16 protein-coding genes are annotated in these 16,962 nt (G+C 73.3%); 8 read left to right on the top strand and 8 right to left on the bottom strand.

The window, feature by feature from the left end; translation table 11 throughout:
- Positions 1–3: 3 nt before the first annotated feature.
- The 7 genes from CG719_RS00155 to zapE form a co-directional block, all read right to left on the bottom strand.
- The gene (locus CG719_RS00155) at positions 4–1,332 is read right to left on the bottom strand and encodes a DUF692 domain-containing protein (RefSeq protein ID WP_100566371.1); all 1,329 of its coding nucleotides are present in this window, start codon (positions 1,330–1,332) and stop codon (positions 4–6) included.
- A gap of 330 nt (positions 1,333–1,662) precedes the next feature.
- Complete coding sequence (locus CG719_RS00160; protein ID WP_100566744.1) at positions 1,663–2,430, bottom strand: peptidyl-tRNA hydrolase; 768 nt, start codon at positions 2,428–2,430, stop codon at positions 1,663–1,665.
- A 278-nt stretch (positions 2,431–2,708) separates the two neighbouring features.
- Positions 2,709–3,578 carry a polysaccharide deacetylase family protein gene (locus CG719_RS00165; protein ID WP_100566372.1) on the bottom strand — a complete coding sequence of 290 codons (870 nt, stop codon included), beginning with the start codon at positions 3,576–3,578 and terminating at the stop codon, positions 2,709–2,711.
- Between the two features lie 104 nt (positions 3,579–3,682).
- On the bottom strand, positions 3,683–4,162 hold the full coding sequence (locus tag CG719_RS00170; RefSeq protein WP_100566373.1) for a YbhB/YbcL family Raf kinase inhibitor-like protein: 480 nt from the start codon (positions 4,160–4,162) through the stop codon (positions 3,683–3,685).
- A gap of 170 nt (positions 4,163–4,332) precedes the next feature.
- The gene (locus CG719_RS00175) at positions 4,333–5,337 is read right to left on the bottom strand and encodes a slipin family protein (protein WP_100566374.1); all 1,005 of its coding nucleotides are present in this window, start codon (positions 5,335–5,337) and stop codon (positions 4,333–4,335) included.
- A 100-nt stretch (positions 5,338–5,437) separates the two neighbouring features.
- Positions 5,438–6,016, bottom strand: a complete 579-nt coding sequence (locus tag CG719_RS00180; protein WP_100566375.1) for a carbonic anhydrase — start codon at positions 6,014–6,016, stop codon at positions 5,438–5,440.
- 118 nt (positions 6,017–6,134) lie between these two features.
- Positions 6,135–7,253 (bottom strand): cell division protein ZapE, encoded by a 1,119-nt coding sequence (gene zapE / locus CG719_RS00185; protein WP_100566376.1) that lies wholly within the window; start codon positions 7,251–7,253, stop codon positions 6,135–6,137.
- A 37-nt stretch (positions 7,254–7,290) separates the two neighbouring features.
- Here zapE and CG719_RS00190 point away from each other — a divergent pair, with 37 nt between their 5' ends.
- The 4 genes from CG719_RS00190 to msrB all read left to right on the top strand — a co-directional run bounded on the left by CG719_RS00190 (position 7,291) and on the right by msrB (position 10,606).
- Positions 7,291–8,118, top strand: coding sequence for a pyrimidine reductase family protein (locus CG719_RS00190; protein WP_100566377.1), 828 nt, complete (start codon positions 7,291–7,293; stop codon positions 8,116–8,118).
- A 130-nt stretch (positions 8,119–8,248) separates the two neighbouring features.
- Positions 8,249–8,722: an indole-3-glycerol phosphate synthase gene (locus CG719_RS00195; RefSeq protein ID WP_199836449.1), complete on the top strand. Its 474-nt coding sequence runs from the start codon at positions 8,249–8,251 to the stop codon at positions 8,720–8,722.
- 73 nt (positions 8,723–8,795) lie between these two features.
- Positions 8,796–10,184 carry a UDP-N-acetylmuramate--L-alanine ligase gene (gene murC, locus CG719_RS00200; protein WP_100566379.1) on the top strand — a complete coding sequence of 463 codons (1,389 nt, stop codon included), beginning with the start codon at positions 8,796–8,798 and terminating at the stop codon, positions 10,182–10,184.
- Positions 10,185–10,198: 14 nt separating this feature from the next.
- Complete coding sequence (gene msrB, locus CG719_RS00205) at positions 10,199–10,606, top strand: peptide-methionine (R)-S-oxide reductase MsrB (RefSeq protein ID WP_100566380.1); 408 nt, start codon at positions 10,199–10,201, stop codon at positions 10,604–10,606.
- 39 nt (positions 10,607–10,645) lie between these two features.
- Here msrB and CG719_RS00210 read toward each other — a convergent pair whose 3' ends face one another.
- Positions 10,646–13,327, bottom strand: coding sequence for a SpoIIE family protein phosphatase (locus CG719_RS00210; protein WP_324838177.1), 2,682 nt, complete (start codon positions 13,325–13,327; stop codon positions 10,646–10,648).
- A gap of 240 nt (positions 13,328–13,567) precedes the next feature.
- Between CG719_RS00210 and CG719_RS00215 the strand changes: the two genes are divergently transcribed.
- The 4 genes from CG719_RS00215 (at position 13,568) to CG719_RS00230 (ending at position 16,847) form a co-directional block, all read left to right on the top strand.
- Positions 13,568–13,933, top strand: a complete 366-nt coding sequence (locus CG719_RS00215) for a DUF6479 family protein (RefSeq protein ID WP_100566382.1) — start codon at positions 13,568–13,570, stop codon at positions 13,931–13,933.
- A 363-nt stretch (positions 13,934–14,296) separates the two neighbouring features.
- Entirely contained in the window at positions 14,297–15,469 is a 1,173-nt protein-coding gene (locus CG719_RS00220; RefSeq protein ID WP_199836450.1) for an ABC transporter ATP-binding protein, read from the top strand.
- Positions 15,466–16,182 (top strand): ABC transporter permease, encoded by a 717-nt coding sequence (locus CG719_RS00225; protein ID WP_100566746.1) that lies wholly within the window; start codon positions 15,466–15,468, stop codon positions 16,180–16,182. Before CG719_RS00220 ends, CG719_RS00225 begins: the two co-directional genes overlap by 4 nt.
- Positions 16,179–16,847 (top strand): ABC transporter permease, encoded by a 669-nt coding sequence (locus tag CG719_RS00230; protein ID WP_100566383.1) that lies wholly within the window; start codon positions 16,179–16,181, stop codon positions 16,845–16,847. The genes CG719_RS00225 and CG719_RS00230 overlap by 4 nt, the downstream gene beginning before the upstream one ends.
- The last annotated feature ends 115 nt before the right edge of the window (positions 16,848–16,962 follow it).

The following is a 16,962-nucleotide window of genomic DNA, read 5'->3' on the forward strand; positions in this document are numbered from 1 at the left end:
GGCTCAGCGGCCCAGCAGCACCCGCTGGGCCGCGCGGGCCACCCGTGCCGCCGGGCGGCGCGACCGGGGCGCCGGCCCCGAGCGGTCCAGCCACCACTCCCGCAACTCCCGCCGGACGCCCGCGTCGTGAGGACGGCCGGCGAGCAGCAGGGACTCCGTGAACTCCAGGGCGTCCTGCCGGTAGCCCCCGGTCATCGGGTGCCTCTGCGCATAGGAGAGGAACGCGGTCCGGTAGCCCTCGCCGAGCAGTACCGGCAGTTCGGGCGCCACCTTGGCCACGACGTCCGCCCGCTTCGCGGCGAGCGAGCGCGCCTGCACGCCGATACGCACCCGGTCGAACCCCTCCGGCGCGGGCGTCCCGGCGACGAGCGCCGAGAGCAACGAGGTCTGCGCGAGCGCGAGCCGCTGCCGCGCGGCCTCGGTGCCGGCCGCCCGCCACTCCGGTCCGGGCGCGGCGTCGGAGACGGGCGCCGGGTCGGCGTCGGGCACTGGGCGCACGGGCGCCGTGCGTCCCGACTCCACCGCCGTTGCGATGGCCGCCAACTCCCGCTCCAGCTCGCTCGGTTCGGGGAAGTTCTCGTCGCGCTCCAGCAGGACCCCCGGTGGGGCGACGCGCGAGGCGAGATCGGTCAGGATGTCGAGGACCGGGCGCGGCACCGGGTGGGCGTGGCTGTCGTGCCAGACGCCGTCCCGTTCGAAGCCGCCCGCCACATGGACGTACGCGATGGCTTCGAGGGGGAGTTCGGCCAGCGCCCGGGCCGGGTCCTCGCCCCGGTTGACGTGGTTGGTGTGCAGATTGGCCACGTCGATCAGCAGCCTCACCCCCGTGCGGTCGGCCAGCTCGTACAGGAACTGTCCCTCCGTCAGCTCCTCGTCCGGCCAGGCCAGCAGTGCGGCGATGTTCTCCACGGCGAGCGGCACGGGCAGTGCCTCCTGCGCCATACGGACGTTCTCGCACAGCACGTCGAGAGCGTCGCGGGTGCGCGGCACGGGCAGCAGGTGCCCGGCCTCCAGCCGCGGCGAGGCGGTCAGCGCGCCGCCCGCGCGGACGAACGCGATGTGCTCGGTGACCAGTGGCGAGCCGAGCGCCCGCGCCCGCTCGGCGAGGGCGGTCAGCCTGCCCTCGTCCGGCCGGTCGGCGCCGCCCAGGCCGAGCGAGACCCCGTGCGGCACCACGGTCACCCCGCGGCCGCGCAGGCGCAGCAGCGACTCTGGCGGATGCGAAGGGCACACGTTCTCGGCGACGACCTCGACCCAGTCGATGCCCGGCATCTCCTCCACCGCGTCCGCGATCTCCGGCCGCCACCCGATCCCCGTCCCGAGCCGCTCCATCCTGGCCTCGCCCCCCTCTTGCCCCCACACCGGTGCACGTGACGGGGGTATGGCCCGGGCGCCGGGCCCCGAACCCCGCGGCCCGCACCTTCAGAGCAACATTTGAGCTAGGGCCTTTCGTTTGGATCAGGCCGGATCAGGGAGCGGGGTCTGGTGCTGGGGGAACCTCCCACGCGGTTCAGGCAGTGGGGGAGCGTCGCAAGGCGGAGGAGGGCGGCAGGGCGGAGCCCTGCCAACCGACGACAACGCGGCTGGGGTTGCCCCCTGCTCGAAGAGCTTGGGGGAGCGGTGCCAGGGCCCGCGAGCCCGGCCTGATCCAAACGAAAGGCCCTAAGCCCCGCCGTGGGCCCGGAGCCGGTCCGGGCGCAGTGCGGGGTGGTCGGCGACGACCGTGCAGGAGCCGGGGGCGATCTCCGTGAAGCCCGCGTCGCGGACCACCGGCAGTTCGCCGGAGGTGAGTTCCGCCCAGTGGGCGGGGTCGGCGGTGCGGACGGTGAGCGGGAAGCCCGCGTCCCGCCAGGCCGTGCGCCGCTCGTCGGACAGTTCCCACCAGGCGAGCTGGGCGCCGTGGCCGGCCTGGGCCATCGCCTTGCCCGCGGACATGTCCAGCCGGGGGCTCATCCACAGCACCGGGACGTCCGGGTCCGGCGCGGCGGGCGGCTCCGGGTCGTCGAGCTCGGTGCCGGAGACCTGGAGCTTTGCCAGGTCCTTCGGCCAGCCGTCCAGCGGTACGGGCGGGAAGACCCGCACCTGCGCCGCCGTGCCGGTGACGGTGATGCCGGGCAGGGCCTCGGCCCGCCGCCACTCGGCGCCACGCGCCCGTCTCACCACCTTGCGGATCCGGGCGTCCTGCCAGTCCCGCACGGCCCGCTCCCACTCCCCGTCACCGGCCGAGCGCTCGTCGGCGAGCAGCACCAGGACGGCTCGGGCCGCGGTCTCCAGGGCGTCCGTACGGGCCGGGGGAGCGGCCCGCTCGATCCGCACCACCAGCGGCAGCACGAACTGCCGCGCCTGGTCGCGTGCGCCGGGCTCGGACCGGAACGGGCTGTCCTGCGGGGTGGTGGCCGTGGTGCTCTCGTCGGTGCTCACGGCGCCCAGTCTGCCAGCCGGCCGACGGGCCCCGGCCGCCACTGGCTCCCGGTCGGTCCCGGCTCCGGGCCGCCACCGGCCCCCGGTCGATCCCGGCTTTCGGGCTGCCGCCGACTCCGCGTTGCCCCGGGCTTTCGGGCCGCTGTCGGCTCTCCGGCCGCCACCGGCTCCCGGTGGGTCACGGCTCCCGGTGGGTCACGGCTCCCGGTCGGTCCCGGCTTCGGGCCGCCACCGGCCCCCGGGCCGCCACCGGCCCCCGGGCCGCCACCGGCCCCCGGCCCGGATCGTCAGGCGCGGTCGGTCGAGGCGGCGATCAGGTCGGAGACCTTCACCAGGCGGTAGCCCCTCTTGCGCAGCTCCGGTACGACGGCGCGCACCACGCGCTCGGTGGTGGGGGCGGCGCTGCGGGTGCAGTGCATGACCACGACCGAGCCCGGCTTGACCCCGTTCAATACCTGCCTGGCCACGGCGTCCGCGTCCGTCGCGAACGCGTCTCCGCTCACCACGTCCCACTGCACCGCGGTGACACCGAGACTGCTGAGCGCCCGCAGGGCCTGCTGGTCGTAGCAGCCGCCGGGGAAACGGAAGTACGGCATCGGGTGCGGCACGCCCGCCTTGCGGAACGCCTCGTACGCGCCCTCCACGTCCGACCGCATCCGGTCGGCGGGCACCCTGGGCAGTCCGTAGCAGTTCGCGGCGAACGCGTAGTGGCTGTAGGAGTGGTTGGCGAGCTCGAACAGGGGGTCGCTGCCGATGGAGCGGGCCTGGTCCGGGTACTGCTCGGCCCAGCGACCGGTCATGAACACCGTGGCCGGCGCCTTCAGGGCGCGCAGGGTGGCGATGAGCTCCGGGTTGTCGAAGTGCTCGCCCGCCGCCGCGCGCGGCCCCTCGTCGGCGGTCATGTCCGCGTCGAAGGTGAGCGCGACCGTCTTCCCCTTGGTGCGGGGGCCGTTGCTGAAGACGGGGGTCAGGCCGCCGGGCCCCGGGGTGAGGGCCGGCGGCCGGGAGGGCGAGGGACTGGCCGGTGCGGAGGGTGAGGCCGACGCGGACTTCGAGGGGGCCGTCAGCCCGGCGCGGGGGCCCTCGTTGCCGCCGCAGGCGGCCAGGGCGGCGCCGAGGGCGCAGACGGCGGTGATGCGTCGTACAAGTGTGATCACACGATGAACATATGACCTTCTTCGATCACGGGAACGGCGGCATGGCCGCGCGGTCACCCACCCGGTGGCCGAGTGGTCCGGTGGCCCGGCGGTCCGGTCCCGGCTCAGCGGCCGTAGCGGGCGGTGAGGGTGCCGGAGGCCAGGGTGTGGCCGCTCAGCGCGCTCCGTACGTCGGCTGCCGTGGCATTCGGCTTCAGGGCGAGGCGGCGGTCGGCGGCGTACACCGTGAAGACATAGCGGTGGGGTGTGCCCGGCGGCGGGCAGGGGCCGCTGTAGCCCGACTTCGAGAAGTCGTTGCGTCCCTGAGTGGCTCCCGGCGGGGTCGCGTCCGCTGGCAGGCTCCTGGTGCGCGGGTCCATGTTCCACACCAGCCAGTGCGTGAACGTGCCCCCGGGGGCGTCCCGGTCCTCGACCAGCAGGACCAGCCCCGCCGTGCGCGCGGGAACCCCGGAGAACGCCAGCGGCGGCGAGACGTCCGCCCCGCCGCACGTGTAGCGGCCGGGAACGGTGCCGCCGTCGGCGAACGCCGGGCTGGACACGGTGATCCGGCCCGCGGCACCCGGTGGGGCGTCGGCGCTGGGCATGGCGGCGGTTCCGGTGCCTCCACCCCCGCACCCCGCGAGGCCCCCCAGCGTCGCGATCAGGACAACCACAACCCCCACGAGCCGGCTGCGCATGCCACGCACGCTAACGGCGTCCTCACGGCGCCGCGACCGCGCGGGGCCGTACAGGGGACGGGGACGGGAGACGGGAGCTACGTCCCGGTGCGGGCCGCGCTGCCGTCCGGCTCCGGAGTGACCGCGTCGGCACTGCTCCGGACGGGGGTGATCGGGGCCGACTCGGCACTGCTCCGGACAGGGGTGACCGGGGCCGAATCGGGGGCGGTGCCGTCGGGATCCGTGGACACCTCCGTGGCAGCCGCCGGCAGCTCCTCGGGCGGCCGGGATGCCGTCGGTGCCGTGCTCTTGTCGAGGCTCCTGGACCGTTCCGGTTCCGGCTCCCGCTGGGCCTTCTCCAGGAACCGCAGCAGCTCGACCGGGAAGGGCAGGACCAGGGTGGAGTTCTTCTCGGCGGCGACCGCCGTCACCGTCTGGAGCAGCCGCAGCTGCAGCGCGGCGGGCGTGTCCGCCATCTGCTGGGCCGCCTCCGCGAGCTTCTTCGACGCCTGGTACTCCGCGTCCGCGTTGATGATGCGGGCCCGCCGGTCACGGTCGGCCTCCGCCTGCCGTGCCATGGACCGCTTCATCGTGTCCGGCAGGGAGACGTCCTTGATCTCCACCCGGTCGATCTGCACGCCCCATCCGACGGCCGGGCTGTCGATCATCAGCTCGAGACCCTGGTTGAGCTTCTCGCGGTTGGACAGCAGGTCGTCCAGGTCGCTCTTGCCGATGATCGAGCGCAGGGACGTCTGCGCCATCTGCGAGACCGCGAACTTGTAGTCCTCCACGCGGATGAGCGCGTTGGGGGCGTCGACCACCCTGAAGTAGACGACCGCGTCCACGCGTACCGTCACGTTGTCCCGGGTGATGCCCTCCTGGGCCGGGATCGGCAGCGTGACGATCTGCATGTTGACCTTGTAGAGCCGGTCCACGAACGGGACGATCACCGCCAGGCCCGGCGGGCGTACCTCACCGCTCTGCCGCCCCAGGCGGAACACCACCCCGCGTTCGTACTGCTTGACGACCCGCATCGCCGCGGCGAGGTACACGAACCCCACGCAGCCCGCGCTGATCACGGCGGTCACGACTTCCTGCACCATGACGAGGACTCCTCGACCGGTCGCCGGTATGCCTGCTATGCGCTCGCTTCAACGATATGCCCGGTCCGACGCCACGGTCGAGCCGCCGGACGGCCTCCGCTCACAGGGGCGTGAACGTGTCCGTCCGCGAGCAGTGCGCCAGCACCGCGCCGGTGTGCACCTCGTAGTACCAGGCGTGCAACGTGAGCCGCCCGTCCGCGAGCCGCTTCTCGACGCACGGGTACGAGCGCAGCCGCAGCAGCTGGGCCAGGACGTGGCTCCGGACGCCCTCGGCGACCGCCGGGTCCTGGGCGGTCCCCGCCGGACGGGGCGTCGCCTGCGCCAGCCAGTCCCGTACGGCGGGTACGGCGTCGAGGTCGTCCCCGCGGACGAGGGCGCCGACCGCGCCGCAGTGGGAGTGGCCGCAGACGACGATGTCGCCGACACCGAGCACCTCCACCGCGTACTCGATGGTGGCCGCCTCGGCGGTGGGCCGCGCCGAGGCGTACGGCGGCACGATGTTGCCCGCGGTGCGCAGCTCGAACAGCTCGCCGGGCCGGGCGCCGGTGATCAGGGCCGGGACGACCCGGGAGTCGGAGCAGGCGATGAACAGGACCTCGGGGGACTGGCCCTCGGCGAGCCGGGCGAAGTCCTCCGGGCGCCGTCCGAACGTACGGGCGTTGTGGATCAGGGGCTGCATGGGGCGACTCCGTGTCTCCGGCGCGGACCAGCCAACGATCAGGAGCCGGCCAACGATCAAGAGCCGGCAGGAGACACGGTAAACCCCGGGAAGCCGTCCGCCGGGGCGTCGGCCCCGGTCAGTGCGTCTCGACGAGCCCCTTGGCGTCCCGGGCCAGGGCGGTGAGGCGGGATATGGCGCGGAAGTACTTCTTGCGGTAGCCGCCGTTCAGCATCTCCTCGCTGAACAGCCGGTCGAAGGGCATCCCGGAGGCCAGTACGGGCACCTCGCGGTCGTAGAGCCGGTCCGCGAGGACCACGAGCCGCAGCGCCGTCGACTGGTCCGGCACCGGCCGCACGTCGGTGAGGCACACGGCCGTCAGCCCGTCGGTCAGGGCGCCGTAACGGCTGGGGTGCACCTTGGCCAGGTGGTCGAGCAGGTGCGGGAAGTCGTCGAGCGAGGCGTTCTCCGTGGCGTACGCCGCCTTGGTCACCTGCTCCTCGGAGTACGGCGCCGGAGCCTCGGGAAGGCCGCGGTGGCGGTAGTCCTCGCCGTCGATGCGCAGCGCGCGGAAGTGCGCGGACAGGCCCTGGATCTCGCGCAGGAAGTCCGTGGCGGCGAAGCGGCCCTCGCCGAGCTTGCCCGGCAGCGTGTTGGAGGTGGCGGCGAGCGCGACGCCCGCGTCGACCAGCCTGCCGAGCAGGGTGGACACGAGCACCGTGTCGCCCGGGTCGTCCAGCTCGAACTCGTCGATGCACAGCAGGCGGTGGCCGGAGAGCGTCTCGACGGTCTTCTGGAAGCCGAGGGCGCCCACGAGGTTGGTCAGCTCGACGAAGGTGCCGAACGCCTTGCGGGTGGGCTCGGCCGGGGTGGCGTGCCACAGGGAGGCCAGCAGGTGGGTCTTGCCGACGCCGTAGCCGCCGTCGAGGTAGACACCGCGGGGCCCGGCACCGGTGGCCCCGCCCTTGGCCTTGCCCTTGCTCCTGCCGAAGCCGAACAGGCCGCGCCTGCCGGAGCCGGTCGCGGACGCGCCGCCGAGTCCGGCGGCGAAGTCGTCCAGGACCTCGACGGCCTGGGTCTGGCTGGGCTGCTTCGGGTCCGGGATGTACGTCGCGAAGCGCACCGCGTCGAAGCGGGGCGGCGGCACCATCTCGGCGACCAGCCGGTCCGCGGGGACGTGCGGCTCGCGGGCGCACAGGGACAGCGGGGCCGTGGTGGTCAGGGAGCTGAGCCCTGAGGCGGCTGTGGAGGACGACACGGTTCCCCATGGTAAGCGGCGTGGAACACTGCACGTCATGCGACGCCTGTTCCCTGTGACCGACGAAACAGCAGCCCAGAGCCCGGACGCGGCGCACGGGGCCGGTGGTACGAGTGTGCCCGGCGCCCTCGTGGACCGGGAGTGGAGCTTCGCCGAGCTGGCCGCCGCCTACGCCTACCCCGAGCGCGGGGCGGCGGCCGGGGAACCGTGGCTGCGCGCCAACATGGTCGCCACCCTCGACGGGGCCGCCCAGCACGAGGGGCGTTCACAGCCCATCTCCAGCGCCGCCGACATGCGGATCTTCGGCACGCTGCGGGCGCTGGCCGACGTGGTGGTGGTCGGCGCGGAGACGGTGCGCCAGGAGGGGTACCGCCCGGCCCGGGCCCGGGCGGAGTTCGCGGCGCTGCGGGAGGCGGCCGGGCAGGGGCCGGCTCCGGCGATCGCGGTCGTCACGGCGAGCCTCGAGCTGGACTTCTCGCTGCCGCTGTTCACCTCGTCGCTGGTGCCCACGCTGGTCCTCACGGGCGCGGCGGCGGCCCCGGAGCGGATCGCGGCCGCGGAGAAGGCGGGCGCCCGTGTGGTGATCGCCGGTGACGGCGTCGGTGTCGACCCCGCCCGCGCCGTCCGGGCGCTCGCCGGACTCGGCCACACCCGCCTGCTCACCGAGGGCGGGCCGCGCCTGCTCGGTCAGATGGTGGCGTCCGGCGTCCTCGACGAAATGTGCCTCACGGTCTCCCCGATGCTCACCGCGGGTGACGCCCAGCGCATCGCCGGCGGACCCTCCGTCACGGTCCCGCGGCGCTTCACCCTGGCGTCCCTGCTGGAGGACGACGGCTTCCTGTTCAGCAGGTACCGCCGCCCCTGACCGGAGCAGCGCCGCCGCAAATCCCGCGATACCCGTGCGATCACGGGGCAGGATGGTTTCCGCAGGGGTCGCTGCGGCCCGTGGCGGGAGACGGAGGGTCCGGGGACCCTCGGAGGAGAAAGGGCGCCTGGTGTTCACAAGCGTATTGATGATCGAGAAGGCCCTGACGTCCGCCGACGTGGAGTTCGTCACCACCTTGCACGGCGACGAGCCGGTCTTCTTCCACGTGCTGCTCCAGCCGCGCGGCGACCAGGCCGACCGGTTGCTGCGGGCCATCGACGACATCGCACTCGGCGAACTCGACGAGGCGACGCGCGAGGGCGAGACCCCCGAGGGCGCGGCCGCGAAGGGCGCCGGGGAGCAGGCCCTGGACGTGTCCCTCCTCGCGCTGCGCGCGGCGGGCAGCCGGGCCGAGGGCCGGCTCGTCGAGGACCATCCGCTGGACGCCCTGAAGTCCCTGGTCGCCGAGGTCGGCGCCGACGAGGTGATCGTCCTGACCGACCCGCACTACGTGGAGGAGTTCTTCCACCGCGACTGGGCCTCCCGGGCCCGCCACAAGGTGGGCGTACCGGTCCTGAAACTCTTCTCCCACAGCAAGGCATAGGCTGGGGCGGCGCCCCCGCCCGGGGGCGCCCGCACCGTCGTACCGCAGCCGCACCACCTGGGGAGAAAAGCGCATGGCACCCGGCCTTCCTACCGCCATGGACCGACCGCACTTCATCGGCATCGGCGGCGCCGGGATGTCGGGCATCGCGAAGATCCTCGCCCAGCGCGGCGCCAAGGTGGCGGGCAGCGACGCCAAGGAGTCTCAGACCGCCGAGGCGCTGCGCGCCCTGGGCGCCACCGTGCACATCGGGCACGCGGCCGGCCACCTCGCCGACGACGCCAGCTGCGTCGTCGTCTCCTCGGCGATCCGCGAGGACAACCCGGAGCTGGCCCGCGCGGCCGAGCTGGGCATCCCGGTCGTGCACCGCTCCGACGCCCTGGCCGCCCTGATGGAGGGCCTGCGCCCGATCGCGGTCGCCGGCACCCACGGCAAGACGACGACCACCTCGATGCTGGCCGTGTCCCTCGGCGAGCTGGGACTGCGGCCGTCGTACGCCATCGGCGGCGACCTGGACGTCCCCGGCTCCAACGCGCTGCACGGCGAGGGCGAGATCTTCGTCGCCGAGGCCGACGAGTCGGACCGCAGCTTCCACAAGTACGCGCCCGAGGTCGCCATCGTCCTCAACGTCGAGCTGGACCACCACGCCAACTACGCCTCGATGGACGAGATCTACGAGTCCTTCGAGACCTTCGTGGACCGGATCGTCCCCGGCGGCACGCTGGTGATCGCCGCCGACCACCCGGGCGCGCGGGAGCTGACCCGGCGCGTGTCCGGCGCGGTGCGGACGGTGACGTACGGCGAGTCCGAGGACGCCGACGTGCGGATCCTGTCGGTCGTGCCGCAGGGCCTCAAGAGCGAGGTCACCGTCCTGCTGGACGGCACCGGGATCACCTTCCAGGTCTCCGTGCCCGGCCGCCACTACGCGCACAACGCCGTCGCCGCGCTGGCCGCGGGCGCCGCGCTGGGCGTCCCGGCCGCCGAACTCGCCTCCGCGCTGGCCGCGTACACCGGCGTCAAGCGGCGCCTGCAGCTCAAGGGCGAGGCCGCCGGAGTCCAGGTCGTCGACTCCTACGCCCACCACCCGACCGAGATGACCGCCGACCTGGAGGCGATGCGCGCGGCCGCGGGCGACGGCCGGATCCTGGTCGTCTTCCAGCCGCACCTGTTCTCCCGCACCCAGGAGCTGGGCAAGGAGATGGGCCAGGCGCTGGCCCTCGCGGACGCCTCCGTCGTCCTGGACATCTACCCGGCCCGCGAGGACCCGATCCCCGGCATCACCAGCGAGCTGATCATCGCCGCCGCGCGGGCGGCGAACGCCGACGTGACGGCCGTCCACGACAAGGACGAGGTCCCCGACGCGGTGGCGGGAATGGCGAAGGCCGGTGATCTTGTTCTCACCATGGGCGCGGGCGACGTCACCGACCTCGGACCGCGCATCCTGGACCGTCTGCCGAAGTGAGGGGCGCGAGAACCATGCCGTACGACGTCGAGAAGCCGGACGAGCAGTGGCGGGCCGAGCTGAGCCCGGCCGAGTACACCGTGCTGCGCCAGGCCGGCACGGAGCCCGCCTTCGTCGGTGAGTACACCGACACGAAGACCAGGGGCGTCTACTCCTGCCGCGCCTGCGGCGCCGAACTGTTCACCTCCGGCACCAAGTTCGAGTCCCACTGCGGCTGGCCGTCCTTCTACGACCCGAAGGACACCGACGCCGTGGAACTGCTGGAGGACCGCTCCCACGGGATGGTCCGCACCGAGGTGCGGTGCGCCCGCTGCGGTTCGCACCTCGGCCACGTCTTCGAGGGCGAGGGCTACGCGACCCCGACCGACCAGCGGTACTGCATCAACTCCATCTCCCTGCGCCTGGCCCCCGACGAGAACTGACCGTCCGGGGCCGGCGGGCGGGCGTGGGACGGGTGGCCGTCACGGTGGCTCGTCGTCCCACTGGTCGAGCAGCAGGTCGCCCAGGTCTCGGTCGAGCTGCGGTTCCTTGTCGCCGTGCAGGGGCTGTTCGGTCCAGATGACCTTGCCGTGGGGGGTGTACCTGGTGCCCCAGCGGCGGGCCAGTTGGGCGACGAGGAACAGGCCGCGTCCGCCCTCGTCCGTGAGGGCGGCGCGACGCGGGTGCGGTGAGGTGCTGCTGCCGTCGCAGACCTCGCAGATGAGGGTGGCCCGGTCGCGCAGCAGCCGGACCCGGATCGGGTCGCTGCCGTAGCGGATGGCGTTGGTGACCAGTTCGCTGAGCATCAGCTCGGTGTCGAAACCCACCTCCTGAAGTCCCCACGCGTCCAGTTGCCGGGCGCACGCCGCGCGCACCCGGGCGACGGACGCGGAGTCGCTGGGCACGTCCCACCCCACGACGTCCGCCGGGTCCAGCAGCCGGGTGCGGGCGACCAGGAGCGCCACGTCGTCGCTGGGGCGCGCGGGCAGCAGGGCGTCGATCACCGCCCGGCACGTCTCCTCCGGGCTGCGGTCGGGCCGGCCGGCCAGGGTGTCGCGCAGCAGGGCGAGACCGGTGCCGATGTCCCTGTCCCGCTCCGCGACCAGCCCGTCGGTGTACAGGACAAGCAGCGATTCCGGCGCCAGCCGCAGCTCGGTGGTGTCGACGGGCAGGCCCGCCGCCAGGCCGAGCGGCGGGGAGGCCGGCACTTCGGGGAAGTGCACCGTGCCGTCGGGACGTACCAGCGCGGGCCCGGGGTGGCCGGCCCTCGCCACGGTGCAGCATCCGCCCGCGGGGTCGTAGATCGCGTACAGACAGGTGGCCCCCGTGATCGGGTCGGCCTCGGCCTCGGCCGACCGGTCCTGGTCGATCCGGGCGACCAGTTCGTCGAGGTGGACCAGGATCTCGTCCGGCGGCAGGTCCAGGGCCGAGAAGTTGAGGACGGCGGTGCGCAGGCGGCCCATGGTGGCGGCGGCGTGCAGCCCGTGCCCGACGACGTCGCCGACGACGAGGGCCACGCGCGCGCCCGGCAGCGGGATCACGTCGAACCAGTCCCCGCCGACACCGGCCTGCGCGGGCAGATAGCGGTGGGCCACCTCGAGGGCGTCCTGCTCGGGCCGCCCCCGGGGCAGCAGGCTGCGCTGCAGGGACACGGCGACGCCGTGCGCGTGGGTGTAGCGGCGGGCGTTGTCCACGGACACGGCCGCCCGCGCGACCAGCTCCTCGGCGAGGGAGACGTCCTCGTCCTCGAAGGGGTCGCGCCGGTCCGTCCGCCAGAAGTCGGCCAGCCCCAGGAGGACGCCCCGCGCCCGCATCGGCACGGCGATGAGCGAGCGGATCCCGTGGTCGAGGATCCTTCCGGCCGTTTCCGGGCTCCGGACCCGCCAGTGGTGGGTGGCCAGATCGGACTCCAGGACCGCGTGACCGCTCTCCAGCGCCACCGCCATGGGGGTGCCGGGCAGCCAGGTGACCCGCCCGCCCACGGGGAAGACGGGCGGGTCCACGCTGTCGCCGAGGTTGACCGCGCGGCGCATGTCCGCCATGTCCGTCGGCTCGTCGCCGCGCAGGACGGGCTCCAGCAGCTCCACGGTGACCAGGTCGGCGAACCGGGGGACGGCGACCTCCGCCAGCTCCTCGGCGGTCCGTACGACGTCCAGGGTGGTGCCGACCCTGGCCCCGGCGTCGTACAGCAGCCGCAGCCGCTCCTGCGTCTCCTCGACCCGGCCCGAGAGGGCGCGCAGCTCCGTCGTGTCCCGCAGCGTCGTCACACTGCCGGCCGGTCCTCCCGCGTGGTCCGTGGGGCGGGTGTTGGCGATCAGCAGCCGGTCACCCGCGGGGAGCACCTCGTCGCTGGCCACCCGTCCGGAGTGCAGCAGCCCGGCCACCCGCGGCTCCAGGCCGAGGTCGTCGATCCGGCGCCCCTCCGCGTCCGCCGGCAGGTCCAGCAGCCGCCGCGCCTCGTCGTTGGCCAGCAGCAGCCGGCCCTCGCCGGAGACGACGAGGACACCCTCCCGCACGGAGTGCAGGACGGCGTCGTGGTGCTCGTACATCCGTGTCAGCTCGACGTGGCCCAGACCGTGGGTCTGCCGTCGCAGCCGCCTGCTCGCCCACGCCGCCCCGCACGTGGCCAGCACGAGCGCTCCCCCCACGCCCCCGAGCAGGACCGGCAACTGGTCCATGACCATCGCGTTCACGGTCTCCAGCGTGATCGCGACGTCCACGACGCCGGCGACCGAGCCGTCCGTCCGGAAGACGGGCACGACCGAGTCGACCGCGGGGCCGCGGCTCGCTGCGACGACCTCCGTGAAGGACCTGCCCCGGGCCGCCTGCCGGTACGGACCGATGACGTGCCGGCCGATCAGGCCGGTGTCGGGGTGCGTGAGCCGGATCCCGTCCGGCCGGTACACGACCACGAAGGCCACACCGGTCCGCTTCCGGGCCTCCTCGGCGCGCGGCTGGAGGACCGCCGTCGGATCGCGGCTGTCGAGGGCCGCCGCCGTGCCCGGGGCGCTGGCGAAGGACTCGGCCACGGATCGCGTGCGGTGCCGGGCGTCGGCCAGGCTGTTGCTCCGGGTCTGGAGCACGAGGACGGTGCCGGCGGCGACGATGAGCACCAGCAGCATCACCATCTGGAGGGCGAACGCCTGCGCGGCGAAGCTGCGCACGCCCGGCTCAGGACGCCGCCGTCCTTCTGGCCTGCGCGGAAATCCGGCCATGAGTACATTTTCCAGCACCGGCGGCCGCGGCGGAGTCACCGGCGGCCACCGGGGCGCAGGGCGCCCCGCGAGTCGCGGACCCTTTGCGGGGCACTCCTACGGTGGGACAATATGGGACACAGGTGGCGTCATCGGCGCCACCGGCACTCTTCGCTTTCCTTGGTGAGGCGGGTGGAATACGTGGAATACATGGTCATAGCCTCCTACTCCGTACTGGCCGTGGCACCCAATGTGTGGGCCACCTTCGGCGCCTTCATCGGTGGACTCGTCATCGTGATCGCCCTGGTGTGGGCGGTCGGCATGGGCATCGGTGTGATGCGCCGCGAGCCGGACCGGCCGACCGAGGCGGAGCAGCCGCACCTGCCGGTCACCGGCGCCGTCCACGAGATCAGGGAGATGCGGGAGCTCGACGAGCTCCACCCGGACGACGGGGAGCGGCTCATGCCCTATGAGCTGCACGCCACCGGAACCCGCCGCAGCCAGGACCAGCACCGGCGGCGCTGGCACCCGGGCAGCAGTGGATCCTTCGGCGGCGGCGGTCCCGGCCGGACCTGACCCGGCCCCGCGCCGCACCCGTCAAGGGGACGGGCCTTCAGGGGCCCGCCCCCGCCCATGTCGGGACCGGGGCGCCAGGTGGCTGCGTGCCGGACGTGGCGTGGATCGCGTGCCCCTGCCGGTGTCGCGGGCGCGATGCTGGGTAGGCGTCGGTGTCGAAAGGCGCCACGGGGCCTGGGAACCGTCCGGTCGGACGGGCCCGCGCACCGGGCTCACAGCTTGCGCACGGTGCGGTTACGGGGGACGGGGGTGTCGCGTGCGGATGTCGCACGTCACGAGGTGCTTCGATTGTTCCCGCAACGGCCCGCGCGACCTTGGCCGAGAGCGGACAGCTCCTGCCAGACCCGAAGGGTATTCGGCGTTTTGATACGGATAGATTCAGTCACCAAGCGGTATCCGGACGGCACGCTCGCGGTCGACCGGCTCTCGCTCGAGATACCGGACCGCTCGATCACCGTCCTCGTCGGACCGTCGGGATGTGGCAAGACCACCACTCTGCGCATGATCAACCGGATGGTGGAGCCGACCGGGGGCACCATCCTCCTCGACGGCGTCGACATCCAGGACCAGCCCGTCAACACGCTGCGCCGGTCGATGGGATACGTCATCCAGAACGCGGGGCTCTTCCAGCACCGCACGATCGTCGACAACATCGCGACCGTGCCCCGCCTGCTCGGCTGGGGAAGACAGAAGGCGCGGGCGCGGGCGGCGGAGCTGATGGAGCGGGTCGGCCTCGACGCCTCGCTCGCCAAGCGCTACCCGTACCAGCTCTCCGGCGGCCAGCAGCAGCGCGTCGGTGTGGCGCGGGCGCTCGCCGCCGACCCGCCGGTGCTGCTGATGGACGAGCCGTTCTCCGCCGTGGACCCGGTGGTGCGCAAGGGCCTCCAGGACGAACTGCTGCGCATCCAGGACGAGCTGGGCAAGACCATCGTCTTCGTCACGCACGACATCGACGAGGCCGTGAAGATCGGGACGATGGTCGCGGTCCTGCGCACCGGCGGCCGGCTCGCCCAGTACGCGCCGCCCGCCGAACTGCTCTCCGCGCCCGCGGACGCCTTCGTCGAGGACTTCCTCGGCATCGACCGCGGCATCCGCCGGCTGTCGTTCTTCGCCTCCGGGGGACTGGAGCTGACGAAGACCCCGATCGTCACCGCCGACTCCACCGCCGAGCAGATCGCCGCCCGCGCCACCCCCGGTGTGCCCTACCTCCTTGTCACCGACGCCGACGGCAGGCCCCTCGGCTGGAGCGAGCCCGCCGCGCTGGCCGACGGCCCCCTCGACGTGGCACGGCTTCTGTCCCACGGGCGGCCCTTCGAGTACGGCACCGATTCGCTGCGCGCCGCCCTCGACGGCGCCGTGCTCTCGCCTACGGGCTGGGCGGTCGCCGTGGACGGCACCGGCCGTGCGGTCGGCGTCGTCTCGCAGCAGACCATCGGCGAGGCCATCCGCAGTGCCCACGCCGAGGGGCGTACCGGGGCGTGGTCCGCCGCGGGGACCGCGGCGGAGGCCGGCGCCGAGGCCGGGGTCGCCGGATGAACCGATTCTTCGACATTCCGAGCGACCTCCAGCACACCTGGCTGGGCCTGATCGGGCTGCATCTGCGCGAGGCCCTGCTGCCGGTGCTGGCCGGTCTTCTCGCCGCCCTGCCGCTCGCCCAGCTCTGCGTGCGGTTCCGCTGGCTGTACCCGCCGGTGCTCGGCCTGACGACCGTGCTGTACGCGATCCCGTCGCTGGCATTCTTCGTCGTCCTCATCGACTACACCGGCCAGACCGAGCTGACCGTGATGATCCCGCTCGCCGTCTACAGCCTCGTCGTGCTCGTCCCGGCGATCGTCGACGGCGTCCGTTCGGTGCCGCAGGAGACCCTGGCCGCGGCCACCGCCATGGGCCTGGGACCCGTACGCCGTTATCTCCAGGTGCAGTTGCCGATCGCGGTGCCCGCCATCATCGCCGGGCTGCGGGTGGCCGCCGTCTCCAGCATCTCGCTCGTCAGCGTCGGGATGCTGATCGGCAACCAGGGCGCCCTGGGCAATCTGCTGCACGACGCGCAGATCTACAACCGGCCCGAACTCGCCTGGAACTCCGTCCTCACCACGGCGGCCCTGGCGGTCGTCGTCGACGGCGTGCTCGTCCTCGTGCGCCTGCTGCTGACCCCCTGGATGCCGCGCGGCACCCGCCACCGCACCCCGACGGACGCCGCGGACCGCCCTGAACCGGCCACGCCCGCACTGGAGGACGCAGCCCGGTGAACGTACTGCACTTCATCAACGCCTTCTTCAGCGACGCCGCCCACTGGAAGGGCTACGACGGCATCCCCACGCGCCTCGTCGAGCACATCCAGTACTCCCTGATGGCCCTGGGCCTGGCCGCCGTCATCGGACTGCCGGTCGGACTGCTCACCGGGCACTACGGGCGCGGCGGCAACGCCCTCGCTCTGATCGCCACCGCCGGGCGGGCGCTGCCCAGCTTCGGCCTGCTGGTGCTGATGGTCATCCTGCTCGGCTTCGGCAAGACACCCGTGATGATCCCGCTGGTCGTCCTCGCCGTACCCCCGATCCTGATCACGAGCTACGAGGCGATGCGCTCCGTCGATCCCTCGCCGGTGGACGCCGCCCGCGGCATGGGCATGTCCGAGTCGCGCGTCCTCTTCCAGGTCGAACTGCCCGTCGCCCTCCCGCTGATCCTCAGCGGACTGCGCTCGGCGGCCATCCAGATCGTCTCCACCGCCACCATCGCCGCGTACGTCAGCCTCGGCGGCCTCGGCCGGTACATCGTCGACGGCCTCTACCAGCACGACTACGAGAAGGTCGTGGGCGGTGCCGCACTGGTCGCCGTGATGGCGCTGGCGACGCTCGCGGTGTTCTGGGCGGTCGCGCGGGTGACGGTGTCGCCCGGGGTGCGCCATGGCGGCTGACGCCCATCGAGGCCGATCGGTGACCCGGCGCCTCTTGACTGATGAAGAAGCGGCTGGATTGGATCAAAGCGCGGCAATCGCACCCCGCGTGCTGCCGCCGCTGCCACGCGCCCGA

Origin of the sequence: Streptomyces sp. CB01373, assembly GCF_002803075.1 — a bacterium.
Lineage (GTDB): Bacteria > Actinomycetota > Actinomycetes > Streptomycetales > Streptomycetaceae > Streptomyces.

Coding starts and splice junctions, on each gene's coding strand:
- CG719_RS00190 (WP_100566377.1), top strand. CDS start 7,291: ATGCGACGCCTGTTCCCTGTGACCGACGAAACAGCAGCCCAGAGCCCG.
- murC (WP_100566379.1), top strand. CDS start 8,796: ATGGCACCCGGCCTTCCTACCGCCATGGACCGACCGCACTTCATCGGC.
- CG719_RS00175 (WP_100566374.1), bottom strand. CDS start 5,337: ATGGTGCAGGAAGTCGTGACCGCCGTGATCAGCGCGGGCTGCGTGGGG.
- CG719_RS00170 (WP_100566373.1), bottom strand. CDS start 4,162: ATGCCCAGCGCCGACGCCCCACCGGGTGCCGCGGGCCGGATCACCGTG.
- CG719_RS00180 (WP_100566375.1), bottom strand. CDS start 6,016: ATGCAGCCCCTGATCCACAACGCCCGTACGTTCGGACGGCGCCCGGAG.
- CG719_RS00155 (WP_100566371.1), bottom strand. CDS start 1,332: ATGGAGCGGCTCGGGACGGGGATCGGGTGGCGGCCGGAGATCGCGGAC.
- CG719_RS00215 (WP_100566382.1), top strand. CDS start 13,568: ATGGTCATAGCCTCCTACTCCGTACTGGCCGTGGCACCCAATGTGTGG.
- CG719_RS00225 (WP_100566746.1), top strand. CDS start 15,466: ATGAACCGATTCTTCGACATTCCGAGCGACCTCCAGCACACCTGGCTG.
- msrB (WP_100566380.1), top strand. CDS start 10,199: ATGCCGTACGACGTCGAGAAGCCGGACGAGCAGTGGCGGGCCGAGCTG.